Source organism: Micromonospora sp. NPDC023869 (genome assembly GCF_055559695.1).
In genome coordinates, this window is the sequence record NZ_JBVHKD010000003.1 from 491,989 (window position 1) to 505,869 (window position 13,881).

11 protein-coding genes are annotated in these 13,881 nt (G+C 71.2%); 7 read left to right on the forward strand and 4 right to left on the reverse strand.

All coding sequences use genetic code 11. From position 1 onward, the window contains the following. The first annotated feature begins 14 nt into the window (after nucleotides 1–14). The 3 genes from ACZ31C_RS12720 (at nucleotide 15) to ACZ31C_RS12730 (ending at nucleotide 3,455) form a co-directional block, all read left to right on the forward strand. A complete protein-coding gene (locus ACZ31C_RS12720; RefSeq protein ID WP_350694605.1) occupies nucleotides 15–281 on the forward strand; it encodes a GlsB/YeaQ/YmgE family stress response membrane protein in 267 nt (88 codons plus the stop codon). A 121-nt stretch (nucleotides 282–402) separates the two neighbouring features. Continuing rightward, nucleotides 403–2,346, forward strand: coding sequence for a molecular chaperone HtpG (gene htpG / locus ACZ31C_RS12725; protein WP_465795377.1), 1,944 nt, complete (start codon nucleotides 403–405; stop codon nucleotides 2,344–2,346). 155 nt (nucleotides 2,347–2,501) lie between these two features. Next, entirely contained in the window at nucleotides 2,502–3,455 is a 954-nt protein-coding gene (locus ACZ31C_RS12730) for a diacylglycerol/lipid kinase family protein (protein WP_465795378.1), read from the forward strand. Here the strand turns inward: ACZ31C_RS12730 and ACZ31C_RS12735 are convergent. The 3 genes from ACZ31C_RS12735 to ACZ31C_RS12745 all read right to left on the reverse strand — a co-directional run bounded on the left by ACZ31C_RS12735 (nucleotide 3,388) and on the right by ACZ31C_RS12745 (nucleotide 5,551). Continuing rightward, a complete protein-coding gene (locus ACZ31C_RS12735) occupies nucleotides 3,388–4,602 on the reverse strand; it encodes an MFS transporter (protein ID WP_465795492.1) in 1,215 nt (404 codons plus the stop codon). The genes ACZ31C_RS12730 and ACZ31C_RS12735 overlap by 68 nt on opposite strands. Nucleotides 4,603–4,680: 78 nt before the next feature. Beyond that, a complete protein-coding gene (locus ACZ31C_RS12740; RefSeq protein WP_465795379.1) occupies nucleotides 4,681–5,160 on the reverse strand; it encodes a hypothetical protein in 480 nt (159 codons plus the stop codon). A 70-nt stretch (nucleotides 5,161–5,230) separates the two neighbouring features. Then, on the reverse strand, nucleotides 5,231–5,551 hold the full coding sequence (locus ACZ31C_RS12745; RefSeq protein ID WP_465795380.1) for a hypothetical protein: 321 nt from the start codon (nucleotides 5,549–5,551) through the stop codon (nucleotides 5,231–5,233). A 304-nt stretch (nucleotides 5,552–5,855) separates the two neighbouring features. Here ACZ31C_RS12745 and ACZ31C_RS12750 point away from each other — a divergent pair, with 304 nt between their 5' ends. From ACZ31C_RS12750 to pdxY, 4 genes are all read left to right on the forward strand, one after another. Next, nucleotides 5,856–6,611 (forward strand): DUF3224 domain-containing protein, encoded by a 756-nt coding sequence (locus ACZ31C_RS12750; RefSeq protein WP_465795381.1) that lies wholly within the window; start codon nucleotides 5,856–5,858, stop codon nucleotides 6,609–6,611. 312 nt (nucleotides 6,612–6,923) lie between these two features. Continuing rightward, on the forward strand, nucleotides 6,924–9,686 hold the full coding sequence (locus ACZ31C_RS12755) for a M14 family metallopeptidase (protein ID WP_465795382.1): 2,763 nt from the start codon (nucleotides 6,924–6,926) through the stop codon (nucleotides 9,684–9,686). Nucleotides 9,687–9,709: 23 nt separating this feature from the next. Continuing rightward, complete coding sequence (locus tag ACZ31C_RS12760; RefSeq protein WP_465795383.1) at nucleotides 9,710–10,342, forward strand: hypothetical protein; 633 nt, start codon at nucleotides 9,710–9,712, stop codon at nucleotides 10,340–10,342. Between the two features lie 117 nt (nucleotides 10,343–10,459). Continuing rightward, nucleotides 10,460–11,311, forward strand: a complete 852-nt coding sequence (gene pdxY / locus ACZ31C_RS12765; RefSeq protein ID WP_350694592.1) for a pyridoxal kinase PdxY — start codon at nucleotides 10,460–10,462, stop codon at nucleotides 11,309–11,311. Between the two features lie 133 nt (nucleotides 11,312–11,444). Here the strand turns inward: pdxY and ACZ31C_RS12770 are convergent, their stop codons facing one another. After that, a complete protein-coding gene (locus ACZ31C_RS12770) occupies nucleotides 11,445–13,835 on the reverse strand; it encodes a WD40/YVTN/BNR-like repeat-containing protein (RefSeq protein ID WP_465795384.1) in 2,391 nt (796 codons plus the stop codon). Nucleotides 13,836–13,881: the final 46 nt, after the last annotated feature.

Genomic DNA, 13,881 nt, shown 5'->3' on the forward strand with positions numbered 1-13,881 from the left:
AAGGGACGGCTCTCGTGGAAATCACCGGCTTCTTCATGGCCATCGTCATCGGTCTGGTCATCGGCGCGCTCGGTCGGCTCGTGGTGCCGGGCCGGCAGCGGATCCCGATCCTGTTGACGATCCTGATCGGTATCGTGGCCGCGATCCTCGGCACGGTGGTGGCCGGACTGCTGGGCGTGGACGACACCGCCGGCATCGACTGGATCGAGCTGTTCATCCAGGTGGCCTTCGCCGCGGTCGGCGTGTCGATCGTCGCCGGAGCGTACGGACGCCGACGCTGATCCTCCTCCTTCGTCGGCCCGTTCCGGGGTGTTCCCGGGGCGGGCCGACGGCGTTTGGCGATTCGGGTGACCACCGGACGCACGTACGTCATGACGGCTCGTATCCTTTGTGCGACCCGTCATGCGTACGACCGAGAGAGGACACGGCGTGAACGACCGGACCGAGACCTTGGAGTTCCAGGCCGAGGCGCGTCAACTGCTCCAGTTGATGGTCCACTCGATCTACTCGAACAAGGACGTGTTCCTCCGCGAGTTGATCTCCAACGCCTCGGACGCGCTGGACAAGCTGCGCCTGGCGTCGATGGTCGACAAGGATCTCGACGTCGACACCGGCGACCTGCACATCGCCCTCGACGTCGACCGGGACGCCCGCACCCTGACCGTCCGGGACAACGGCATCGGTATGACCCGCGACGAGGTCGTCTCCGTCATCGGGACGATCGCCAAGTCCGGCACCGCCGAGCTGCTGCGCCAGTTGCGCGAGAGCAAGGACGCCGGGGCGTCGCAGGACCTGATCGGCCAGTTCGGCGTCGGCTTCTACGCCGCCTTCATGGTGGCCGAGAAGGTCGAGCTGGTCACCCGGCGGGCCGGCGAGAGCGGCGGCACCCGCTGGGAGTCCGACGGCGGCGGCACGTACACGGTCGAGGCGCTCGACGACGCGCCCCAGGGCACCGCGGTGACGCTGCACCTTAAGCCCGTCGACACCGAGGACAACCTGCACGACTACACCGCCGAGTGGACCGTCCGCGAGATCGTCAAGCGGTACTCCGACTTCATCGCCCACCCGATCCGCACGACCGTCGAGCGGCCCGGCACGGACGACGCCCCGGCCACCACCGAGACGGTCACGCTGAACTCGATGAAGGCGCTGTGGGCCCGCCCGCGCAGCGAGGTCGAGCCGGCCGAGTACCACGAGTTCTACAAGCACGTCGGCCACGACTGGGCGGATCCTCTCGAGACCATCCACATGCGGGGCGAGGGCACCTTTGAGTACGACGCGCTGCTGTTCATCCCGTCGCACGCGCCGTTGGACCTCTTCGCCGCGCAGGGCCGTCGGGGCGTGCAGCTCTATGTCAAGCGCGTCTTCATCATGGACGACTGCGACGCGCTCATGCCCAACTACCTGCGCTTCGTCAAGGGCGTGGTGGACGCGCACGACCTGAGCCTGAACATCTCCCGGGAGATCCTCCAGCAGGACCGCCAGATCCGCGCGGTGCGTCGCCGCCTGGTCAAGAAGGTGCTGGCCACCGTCAAGGACCTCAAGGCCGGGCAGCCCGAGCGCTACCGCACCTTCTGGACCGAGTTCGGCGCGGCGGTCAAGGAGGGGCTGGTCGACGACACCGACAACCGGGACACCCTGCTGGAGATCCTCTCGGTCGCGTCCACCAACGACCCGGAGGAGCAGACCGACCTGGCCGGCTACGTGAGCCGGATGAAGGACGGCCAGACCGACATCTACTACGCCACCGGCGAGCACCGGGCCACCATCGAGAACTCTCCGCACATGGAGGCGTTCCGGGCCAAGGGCTACGAGGTGCTGCTGCTCACCGACCCGGTCGACGAGGTCTGGGTGGAGCGGGTCGGCAGCTACGACGGCAGGGAGCTGCGCTCGGTCGCCAAGGGCCAGGTCGACCTGGACACCGAGGAGGAGCGCACCGAGGCCGAGGCCGAGCGGGAGCGACAGCGCACCGAGTACGCCGCCCTGCTCGACTGGATGGGCGGGGTGCTGACCGAGTCGGTGAAGGAGGTCCGTCTCTCCTCGCGGCTGACCACGTCACCGGCCTGCGTGGTCGGCGACGCCCAAGACCTCACCCCGACGCTGGAGAAGATGTACCGGGCGATGGGCCACGAGGTGCCGAAGGTCAAGCGCACCCTGGAGCTGAACCCTGGACACCCGCTCGTCTCCGGCCTGCGCAAGGCCCACGAGCAGGGCGACAGCGAGACGTCCCTGGCCGAGACCGCCGAACTGTTGTACGGCACCGCCCTGCTCGCCGAGGGCGGCGACCTGGCGGACCCGTCCCGCTTCGCCCGGATCCTCGCCGACCGCCTCGCCCGCACGCTGTAGTCGGTCACCGGAACGCGGGCACCGGGCGTGTGCCCGCGTTCCGGTACGTCAGGTCTCCCGCCCGTGCGAGGCGGCACCCGTGTTCCCGCATGTCGGCGTCGGCGGACAGTTGGGGCCAGGCGTGGACTCTCGGGCGGCGGGGTATTGCGGCGGCCATGAGCGCGAGTGTGGTGGTGGACCCGGACCGTCCGCCGGCCCCCGACCTGGCGGTCGGCACGGTGGCGGTGGTGGCCCATCGGAAGAAGACGCTGGGCGGCGGCCTCGACGAACTGCGCGCCGCGCTGGTCGGCGCGGGAGTGCGGGACCTGCTCTGGTACGAGGTGCCCAAGAGCCGCAAGGCGCCGAAGAAGGTGCGCAAGGCCCTCGACCAGGGTGCCGAGCTGATCTTCGTCTGGGGCGGCGACGGGATGGTGCAGCGCTGCGCCGACACCCTTGCCGGCACGCAGACCCCGATGGCCATCCTGCCGGCCGGCACCGCCAACCTCTTCGCCGGCAACCTCGGCATCCCGGAGGACCTGCCGGAGGCGGTACGCATCGGCCTGCACGGTCGACGCTGCCGCCTCGACCTGGGACGGCTCAACGGGGAGCACTTCGCGGTGATGGCCGGGGCAGGGTTCGACGGTGACCTGATCCGGGAGGCGGACCGGGACATGAAGGGTCGGCTCGGCCGGCTCGCGTACGTCTGGACCGGCCTGCGTCACGTCCGTGGGGAACTGACCCGGACCCGAATCACCGTCGACGGGGACCTGTGGTTCGAGGGGGACGCGAGCTGTGTGCTCTTCGGCAACGTCGGCACCATCACCGGTGGCATACCCGCCTTCGACGACGCGCGCCCCGACAGCGGCTCGCTGGAGATCGGTGTCTCCACCGCCGGCGGTGCCGTCGACTGGGCGCGCACGCTCGGCAAGATGGCCACCGGCCGGTCCGAGGACTCGAAGTTCGTCCGGATCACCCGGGGTCGCAAGGTCAGGGTCCGCTTCGCCGAGCCGAAGACGTACGAGATGGACGGTGGCGCCCGGTCGCGGACGAAGCGTCTCAAGGTCAGGGCCGTACCCGCCGCACTGACCGTCTGCTGCCCCGACGAGGAGGCGGTGACCACGCCACAGTGAGGCGGCGTTCCTTGCACCACACGACGGCGGCGGCGACGAGGCAGACGGTGGCGGCGAGGACGAGCGGTGGCCGGCCGCCCAGCAGGACGGCGGCGGACCCGAGCGGGATCGCCGCCGCGATCGGTCCGAACATGATCGTGTTGGCGGTCGCGGCGGCCCGGCCCAGCAACTCGTCGGGGCTGTGCGTCTGCACGGCGGTGACGGCCGCGACGAGCGCCCACGGCAGGCCGACCCCGGCCACCACCGAGGCGACGACCACCGCCGGCCACCAGGGCAGACAACGGCCCAGACAGCTCGCGGCGAAGAGCGCCACGCCGCCGACGGCGACCGTGGTCGGGCCGAACTTGGCGATCAGCCGACCGGCGATCAGCCCTCCGACGATCGAGCCGAAGCCCTGCGTGCTGAGCAGGACGCCGAGGAAGGTCGCCGGCAGGCCGAGATCGTCGGTGACGACGGCGTACCCGGCGGCGGTGGTGAAGCCGGACGCGGCGATCGCCACGCCCGCGAGGATGACCGGCAGTCGCGTCGACGGCGACGCCCACAGGACCGCGAGGCCGGCCCGGACACCCGGGCGGCGGGACGCGGTTGCCGGTGCGGGACGCCGTAGCCGGAGCAGGGCGTACAGGGCGGCGACCAGGGCGGGCAGGAGTGCGGCGAGCAGCGCGACGAGGTGTCCGCCCTGCCAGGCGTACAGACCGGCGCCGGCCAGCGGGGCGACGAGTTTGACGCCCTCCTGGGCGCTGGACCGCCACCCGTTGACGTGACCGAGTTCGTCCGGTGACAGCGCGGCGGGCAGCAGCGCACTCTCGCCCGCGTCGACGAGCACGTACGCGACGCCGTACACCGTGGAGACGCAGAACAGGAGCCACACCTGCCCGGGTCCGCGTACGGCCAGCAGGGTCGGCAGGACGGCGGCCAGGGTCAGGTTGACCACGATGACGAGCGGTCGTCGGGGGAGCCGGTCGACCAGGGCACCGCACCAGGGTCCGGCGAGGGTGGGTGCGTAGACGCAGAGCCCGGCGAGCGCGGCGAGGCTGCTGGACCGGGTCAGGTCGAGGATCCAGATTCCGGAGACCAGGGCCATGGCGCTGCCACCGCAGCCGGAGATCACGGAGATCGTCACGAACAGGATCGCGTTGCGCCGCACATGCCGCTCCCGGATTGAGTCGAGGTGACTCATAGCCTCAACCCTTGAGTCGGCCAGGGGCAATAGCGTCGCGGGTCGTCAACGGGTCGTTGACAGCGCGGTGTCCAGGTGTCGCGCGATGGTGCGTACCGGGTTCGGCAGTCGACGCCCGGCCCGGCGGAGGTCGGCGGCGACGTGTCCGGCCAGGTCGTACAGGGCGCCGGGTGCGGCCTCCAGGGCCAGCGTCGTGGTGTGTCGGGTCAGCGTGGCTCCGGGAAATCGGCCGTCCCAGCGGCGATCGGCGTCGATCCAGCGCTGCAACCCGGTGAGCAGGGCGCGAAGCGCGGCGACCTCACTCGGCCAGCGCCGGTCGGACTCGACCCGCCGCGCCCGACGGCGGGCAGCCAACCGCTGGCGACGTTGCTCGGCGGCCTGCCGGCTACCCAGTCCGAGCGCCTCGGCGATCTGCTGCCAGGCCGCGCCGGACTGCCGGGCGCGGTCGATGAGATCCAGCTCTGCCTCGTCCAGTCGGTCACGGGCGGCCGGGACGCCGGCCAGGTCGCCGAGCGGATCCTGCACGTGTCAACGTTACCTTGACAGGCCGGTGCGGCGGGTCGCCCGGCGAGCGGTGCCGGGGCGACCCCCGCGCTCAGGCGGCGGCGGAATCGCGGCGCGCGCGCTCCGCGGCCCGACTCGGCAGTGCCGGCGACGTCGACCACCCGACCTGCTGCGTGGGTGCCTGTGGCGCGTCCGCCGCGCCGCCCTGGGCCAGGCTGAGGGCACGCTGGGCCTGCTGCCACGGCTCGCACGGCCACTCCCGGCCGGCGCAGAGCAGGTGGGCGCAGTCGCCGTCCTCGGCCGGTGCGTGCGCGTCGGCGACGTGTAGGGCGAGCCGCCACAGCAGCGGATCTGTGACGTGGTCGGGACGCTCGTCGGTGGCGTTCGGTCGGCCAGTGGTGTATTCGGACATGCGTGGTCCCCCCTCGTTGTCGAGCTTCCCGTTCCTGGTCTCCACTCTGCGCGCAGGTCAAACGCCCACCGGGCGAGAAGCATGTGACCAAGTCCGGCTCTCGGAACGATTGACACGCGTCGCTTGTTGCGTGAAAGTTGTGCGCAATCGATCACTCTCCACATTCGAGGTGTGACGCTGCGCAGTCGGTGACGCGGGCGGCGTCCACTCCGGACGCTCCGTGCTGGCCGCCGCCAGCGAGCCGAAGCTCGGGGCGAAGCCCACCCCATCACCTTCCGCGCGCCGAGAAGGGGCCACAAGCCTCATGTCTGAGTTCCGTACCCGTTCCCCGTGGCGACGCCGGATCGCCGTCTCCTCCGTGTTGGCGGCTGGCGCCGCGGTGCTGCTGGTCAGCCCCGCCGCCGCCATCGTCCCGCAGGCCACCGCCCCGACCGCCAGGACCGCCACCACGATCGACTCGGGCGCGTCGTCTCTGCCGCCTGTTCTGCAGTCGCGCTTTGCCGGAGCCGGCACCACATCGTCGTCCGACGGCTCGGAGGCGGTGCGGTCGACATCGGACCGTGCTGCGGCGCGCGACCGCATCGTCCGGCCGCTGCCCACCGTCTCACCGGGATCGCCCGGTGCGTACAAGGTGGTGACCGGCGAGCTGTATCCGCGCCACGTCGCCTTCGAGCAGGTCAAGGGCACGCCGGCCGGCCATTCGGTGTGGCGTGTCCTGTACGGCATGAAGTATGTGGGCGGACTCGTCGGTGAGACCGAGGACGTCGAGTTCCAGATCCTGGATCGCGAGGGCAACGGCACCATCGACAGTGCCGGAGTCTTCGCGGGCACGCTGGACGGGCTGGAGGGCGGGTTCGTCTTCGAGTCCGAGGGCAAGCAACTCGCCGACGGCACCTTCACGATGAACTTCGTCATCACGCCGGGTACCGGTTACGGCAAGCTCGCCGGGGTGAACGGAAGCTTCACGGTGGTGGCGACCCGCGACCACTGCGGACCGAGGGATACCCCGGAGACGTGCGAGACCATGGTCTCGTACAGCCTCGGTTACAGCCTTCCGTAACCCGGAAGCCGCGCCCGGCGCCGCGTTCGGCCCTTCCGCGACGGTGGGTCGGACGCGGCGTCCGTGCTCAGCGGGGGTACGCGGTGGCGATCGTCCATACTCCGGGACGATTGACAGATGACCTTCGCCAGGTGAGAGTGGTCCGCAACCTGATCACTCCTACCTCTCGATGTGTGACGCTGCGTAATCGGCGATGCGGGCGGTGTCCATGTCGGACGCACCTGGCCGTGGTTGTCACCGGAGCTGAGACAGCCCAGGACAGGTGCGAACCCCCACACCCCCACCGCACGCCGAGAAGGGGCCACGAGCCTCATGTCGGAGTTCAGTACCCGTTCCCGGTGGCGACGCCGGGTACCCTTCTCCGCCGCGCTGGCCGCCGGCACGGCCGTGCTGCTGCTGGTCAGTCCGGCCTCTGCCGTGGTGCCGCAGACCGCCGCGCCGGGCGCCGAGACCCCCGCCGACCTCGGCCGGCTGGCAGACGAGCAGACCAGCGTGATCGAGGTGGTGGTAGCCGACACCACCGAGCTGGACGCCCTGGTGGCTACCGGCGTCGACCTCGACCACCACGTCCACCACACCGACGACGGCATCGTGGTGCACGCCGTGGTGACCGGCAACGAGGTCGCCACGCTGACCCGGGCCGGCTTCACCTTCGGCAAGGTGCTGCACACCGAGGAGGACGCGCAGGACCGGATCGCCGAGCGGGAGGCGACCATCGCCGCCCACCTGGCCGACAACCGGGAGTTCTCCGGAGCCGCCGTCGCCGCCCGGTCCGCCGCCTCGGACGTCAAGATCATCCGTGCCGACTACTACACCTCGGGCACCACTGCGGTGCTGTCGGTGGAGGCGAAGTGGGCGCAGGGACAGACCGCCGCCACCGCGCTGACCGTCGAGCGGGACAGCGGGCCGGGCACCGAGTTCGGCTCCGGCGGTACGCAGAACATCACCCGGTTCGTCGACGCCGGGGTGTACCTCTACCACCGAGGTGCGGCGCAGGTGACCAGCCGCCCGGACTACGTACGGATCACCAGTCCGACCGGTGACGTGGCGGTCGCCAAGGTGCACGAGTGGCTGCCCATCCCGGACACCGACCCGGAGGGGCCCGGCTACCAGAAGGACTTCGTCACCAGCTACCTGACCCCCACCGAGCTCTACGACCGGATCAAGGCGATGTCCGCGCAGTACCCGGAGATCTCCGAGATCGTCGAGCTGCCGCACAAGACCAACGGCTACCGCCGCAAGGCGCAGGCCGTACTCGGCACCGCCAACGCCAGCCGCGTCGGCGTCGACTCGCTGGCCTGGGGGCACCAGGGCGGTAACGACATCACCGTCGAACTGGCGAACCCCGGCACCGCGAGCGCGTCCCTGACGGTGACCGTCACCGGCAACCAGGTCCGCGTCGGCCTCGCCACCGACGCCGCCGGCACCGTCACCAGCACCGCCGCCGAGGTGGCCGCCGCGCTCAACGCCCAGGCGGGCACGCTGCTCACCGCGTACACGTACCGCGGCAACGCGGGCACCGGTGTGGTGGCGCCGGCCGCGCCGACCGCGCTCTCCGACGGCCTGTCCGCGCCGACGACGGTCTCCCGTGACCCGCACGCGGTGTACGCCATCCGGATCGGCAAGCACCGCGACGGCTCCAAGATGGGCGTCCTGGCCTACGCGCAGGAACACGCGCGGGAGTGGGTGCCTCCGCTGGTGACCATCGAGACCGCCGAGCGGTTGCTGCGCAACTACGCGCACGACGCGAACACCCGCGAGCTGGTGGACAACCTCGACATCTGGATCGCGCCGTCGATCAACCCGGACGGCGGGCACTACTCGTTCTACGACTTCAACTCGCAGCGCAAGAACATGACCAACCACTGCACGCCGGAGACCTCCGGGGACTTCCTCGGCCGGACGTCCTGGGGTGTGGACAACAACCGCAACTACACCGAGTACAGCCTCTTCGACGGGTACTCGGGCGCGTCGACGAGCTGCACCAGCGGCACGTACGCCGGGCCGGACGAGCTGTCCGAGCCGGAGAGCCGCAACGTCGACTGGCTGGCCTCCCGGCCGAACGTCAAGTTCTCGATGAACCTGCACTCCTCGGGCAACTACTTCATGTGGTCGCCGGGCTCGTACGCCACTCCGGGCCGGGTCTCCGCCCCGCGTCCGACGCTGGCCGAGGAGTCGCTGTTCTGGGGTGCGTCGTCGCGGATCCTGACCTCCATCAAGCGGCACCGTAACCTCGCGGTCACCCCGGCGCGCACCGGCCCGATCGCCGACGTGCTCTACTCGGCGGCCGGCAACTCCGGTGACATGCTCTGGTACAAGTACGGCATCTACGCCTGGAACTTCGAGGTCGGCACCTCCTTCCAGCCGACCTGGACCTCGGCCCGCGAGGAGACGATGGAGTTCTCCAACGGCCTGGTCGAGATGCTGCGGGTGGCCCGCGACTTCGACACCGACGAGTCGGCGCCCACCAGCTCCGTCGAGGTGGCCACCAGCGCCACCGAGGGCTCGGTCGACGTGACGTTCTCCACCAGCGAACCGGCGGCGGTGTTCTACACCCTCGACGGCAGCCGGCCGACGTTCGAGTCCACCCTCTACGGCTCGGGAGGCATCCGGGAGGGCGGCGAGACGCTGACCGTCCCGGTCGGCACGACCGTGCACTGGTTCTCGGTAGACGCGGCGGGCAACGTGGAACGCGGCTACCAGCCCGACGGCCAGGACGACAACTACAACCGCAAGCGGCTGACCGACCCGAACGCCGAGCCCGAGGTGCCGGTGACGGTCACCGTGCAGGCGCGGTGTGTGGCCGGGAAGGCGTACGTGGCGGTGCAGGCGCGTAACGATCACGACGGTCCGGTGGACGTGGTGTTGGAGAGTGCGTACGGGCAGCGGTCGGTGTCGGCCGTGGCGTCGGGTGCGAGCGCGTTCCAGCAGTTCACGACCCGTGCCGCGTCGGTCCCGTCCGGCACCGCGACGGTCCGGGCCACCGGCACGGTCGACGGTGAGAGCGTCACCACCGTCGTCACCGCCGACCACGCCGCGGTCAACTGTGCCGCCGACCCCCGCCAAGCCCAGTGACCGCGAACGACACGGAGATGCAGATGAGAACAGACAATCGGAAGCGGTTGCTGGCGGCGGGTGCCGCTGGGGCCTTGCTGGTGGGGTCGGTGGCGATGGCCGCGCCGGTGTCGGCTGACCCGGGTGACAGCGGTGACGTGACGGTCACGGTGGAGATCGAGGAGTTGGTGGAGCCGGGTGTGTTGGCGATGTCGATCGCGGGTGATGCGGTGGCGTTGACCGAGGACGGGTCGACGTTGTTGGTGCGTCAGTTCGTCGGCGGGTTGCCGACGGTGACGGTGACCGACACGCGGACTGCTGACGAGGTGCCGGAGGGTGCGGCGTGGGCGGTGCTGGGTAGTGCGACGGACTTCACCGGTGGTGCGGGTCAGGAGCCGATCGGTGCCGGTCACCTGGGGTGGAAGCCGCGTCTGGTCGACGGTGGTGACACCGGTCTGGTCAGTGAGGGTGAAGAGGTCGTGACGGTGTTGGACGAGCCGACGCAGCCGGGTAACAACGTGGGTCTGGTCGACCAGGAGTTGCTGGTCTCGACGTTCGACTCCGGTGCGGTCGCGGGTGGGGCGTACTCGGTCGACGCGGACCTGTTCCTGCGGACCCCGGCCGACGTGGCCGCGGGTGAGTACACCTCGACGTTGACCCTGTCCCTGTTCGAGTGATCCGCTGAGGGCGGGGCCGCCGAGCCGTGGCGACCCCGCCCTCACCACTGCGGCCGTGACCTGGCCGAAGGGCGACCCCTGCGGCGACGGGGGAGCGGTAGGCGCGATGATGGACGGGTGAAGATCCTGTCGATCCAGTCCTCGGTCGCCTACGGCCACGTCGGCAACTCGGCCGCCGTGTTCCCGCTGCAACGGCTCGGGCACGAGGTCTGGCCGGTGCTGACCGTGCACTTCTCCAACCACACCGGGTACGGCGCCTGGCGCGGACCGCTGCTCGCGCCCGCCGACGTCGCCGAGGTGATCGCCGGCATCGCCGACCGTGGGGTGCTCGGCGACGCCGACGCGATCCTCTCCGGCTACCAGGGCGACCCGGCGATGGGCGCGGTGATCCTCGACGCCGTGACCCTGGTCAAGACCGCCAACCCGGACGCCGTCTACTGCTGCGACCCGGTGATGGGCGACGTCGGCCGAGGCATGTTCGTCCGGCCCGGCATCCCCGAGTACCTGCGCGACGTGGTGGTGCCCCGAGCCGACATCGTCACCCCGAACCAGTTCGAGCTGGAGTTCCTCGCCGGCCGGTCGACGCACTCGCTCGACGACGTGCTGGCGGCGGTCGACGTGGTACGCGCCACCGGACCCCGCCACGTCCTGGTCACCAGCGTGCTGCACGGCGACGCACCGCCCGACTCGCTGGAGGTGGTGGCCGTCTCCGACGAGGGCGCCTGGGCGGTGACCACGCCACTGCTCCCGATCAGCCCGAACGGCGGTGGCGACGTCACCGCCGCGCTCTATCTGGCGCACCTGCGCAGCACCGGATCGCCCGCGACGGCGCTGGAACGCACCACCGCCTCGATCTTCGCGGTGCTGGAGGCGACCCTGGCGGCCGGCACCCGCGAACTGCAACTGGTCGCCGCCCAGGAGGCGATCGCCGACCCACCGGCCCGGTTCCCCGCCCGCCGGTTGCGGTGACCCCAGCGCACCACTGCCGGTGACCGCAGCGCGCCGGTTGTGGTGACCCCAGCACCGGAGGCCACCTCCCCTGGCTCGTGGGGAGGTGGCCTCCGGCGGGACCGGGGCCGGGGGAGGACGGCCCCCGGTCCGCCTAACCGGCGCGGCAGGACGCCAGGACGCCCACCACGCCGACCCCCGGGTCACGCACCGGCAGTCGGGTGGACGCGGCCGGGCAGCGGGGGACCGTGAGGTCGTAGATGCCCCGACCGAACGTCGCCGCCGTGAGCTGCCGCGACGGCTCGTGGTACCGCAGGTACATCACCGCCGCCTTCGGCAGGGCGGTGCCGAGCGCGGCCCACTCGCCGCCGTTCCACGCCGACACGAACACGCCCACGTCGGTGCCGACCAGCAGCAGACCGTCGGCCGTCGGGATCACCGAGTTGACCGGCGCGTCGGGCAGGCCCCGTCCGATGTCGGTCCAGGTCCGGCCGCCGTCGCGGGTCATCATCACGTGCGCCCGGTCGCTGCCGGACCGGAAGGCGGAGAAGGTGGCGTACGCGACGTTCGCGTCCCGGGGGTTGACCGCCACCCGGGTGACCCAGGTGCCGGGCAACTGGGCCGGGTCGACCTGCTGCCAGGTCGCACCGAGGTCACGGGTCCACCAGAGCCGGCCGTCGTCGGTGCCCACATAGAGCGTGGCGCTGTCGCTCGGTGCGGCGGCGACGGTGGTGATCGTGCCCCACGGGTAGCCGGACGGGTCGTTGGGGCCGCCGCCGGTCAGGTCCGGGCTGATCGCCGTCCAGGTCCGGCCGTTGTCCGTCGACCGGTTCACGATGTTGCCGGCGTAGTACATGACGTTCGGATCGTTCGGGTCGAACTGGAGCGGGGTCAGCCAGTTGCGCCGCTGCGAGGTGGTCTGGCCCGTTCCGATCGACTGGCGCGGGGTGCCGCCCGCGTTCTCCGACCGGTAGCAGGCGCCGTACTGGCTGCACCCGAAGACGATGTTCGGGTTCTCCGGGTGGATCAGGGTCTGCAACCCGTCACCGCAGCCGATCGCGTTCCACGGGCCGCCGACGCCGTTGTAGCCCCGGTTGCAGCCGTTGTCCTGGGTGCCGCCGACCTTCAGGCTCGGATCGGTCTGCGCCACGTCGACGGTGTAGAACTGGGTGTACCGCTCGTCGACGGCCTTCACCCACCCGCCGGCGCCGTTGGTCTGGGAGCGGTAGACGCCACCGTCGTTGCCCAGATAGACCCGGTTCGGCACCTTCGGGTCCCAGCGCATCACGTGCTGGTCGGCGTGCACACCGCCGACGGAGGAGAAGCTCCGTGCGCCGTTGGTGGAGCGCATCAGGTTGACGCCCATCAGGAACACGTGGTCCGCGTCGCCCGGGTCGACGAAGATCTTGCCGAACCACCAGCTGAACGTCGACTGCGACGCCTGGCTGGTGCTGACCGGCGTCTGCGTCCAGGTGTCGCCGCCGTCGTCGGAGCGGTAGAACGCCCGGAACGGGCCGAGTGCGGTGCCCACGTACGCGTACAGGCGCTGCGGGTCGCTCGGTGCCAGGGTGAGTCCCCAGCGGCCCTGGTCGGCGTCGGTGGGCAGGCCGGTGGTCATCCGCGCCCAGGTCTCGCCGCCGTCGTCGGAGCGCCACAGGCTGGAGCCCGGACCCCCGTACGTGCGCTGGTGCGGCTCGCGCAGGTGGTCCCACATCGCGGCGTACACCCGGTCGGGATCGGTCGGGTCGATCACGACCTCGGTGGCGCCGGTGGTGTCGTTCGGCGGGGCGAGCACCTGCCGCCAGGTGTCCCCGCCGTCGTCGGTCAGGTAGACCCCGCGCTCGCCGCCGGGCACGAACAGGTTGCCGCTGGCCGCCGCGAAGACGCGGTCCTCGTCGCTCGGGTCGACGGCGAAGCGCCCGATGGCGTGGCTGTCGGCCAGGCCGACGCGTTGCCAGGTCGCGCCCCGGTCGGAGGAGCGGTAGACGCCGTCACCGCCGAAGGTGATCGACCCGCCGCCCGGCTGCGCCTCACCGGTGCCGGCGAACAGCACCCCGTCGCTGGTCATCGCGATCGCGCCGATGGCCTGCGCCCAGCCGTCCGGCCAGGCCGGGGTGAAGGTGGCCCCGGCGTCGGCGGAGCGCCACACCCCACCCGAGGCGGCGGCGACGAAGATCTGGTCCGGGACCTGCGGATCCACCGCGATGTCGACCACCCGGCCACCGATGTTGGCCGGGCCGAAGAAGGACCAGGGACGTTCGGCCAGCGGGCGGTAGGCGCTGCGGGTCCGGGTGGCGAGCCGGTCGGCCTCGCCGCGGGCCCGGGTGTACTTGACGACCGACAGGTCCCGGCTGCCGTCGCTCATCCGCTGGGCGGTCATCCACTCGTCGGGGACCTCCATCGGTCCGGTGGGATAGCTGGTGGCCAGCGACGGGGCGGCCGGTGGGACGGTGGCGGACGACGCCGTCAACGCGACCGTGGCGAGCAGCGCGACCAGCGCCGTCGCCGTCAGCCCGCGATGTCGCCGGACGAAGGTGGCCCTCATGTGGTCTCTCCCGATCCGAGCGCGGAAAGTGCTGTGTGCGCAGGCT

Coding starts and splice junctions, on each gene's coding strand:
- htpG (WP_465795377.1), top strand. CDS start 403: ATGCGTACGACCGAGAGAGGACACGGCGTGAACGACCGGACCGAGACC.
- ACZ31C_RS12730 (WP_465795378.1), top strand. CDS start 2,502: ATGAGCGCGAGTGTGGTGGTGGACCCGGACCGTCCGCCGGCCCCCGAC.
- ACZ31C_RS12745 (WP_465795380.1), bottom strand. CDS start 5,551: ATGTCCGAATACACCACTGGCCGACCGAACGCCACCGACGAGCGTCCC.
- ACZ31C_RS12750 (WP_465795381.1), top strand. CDS start 5,856: ATGTCTGAGTTCCGTACCCGTTCCCCGTGGCGACGCCGGATCGCCGTC.
- ACZ31C_RS12755 (WP_465795382.1), top strand. CDS start 6,924: ATGTCGGAGTTCAGTACCCGTTCCCGGTGGCGACGCCGGGTACCCTTC.
- ACZ31C_RS12760 (WP_465795383.1), top strand. CDS start 9,710: ATGAGAACAGACAATCGGAAGCGGTTGCTGGCGGCGGGTGCCGCTGGG.
- ACZ31C_RS12770 (WP_465795384.1), bottom strand. CDS start 13,835: ATGAGGGCCACCTTCGTCCGGCGACATCGCGGGCTGACGGCGACGGCG.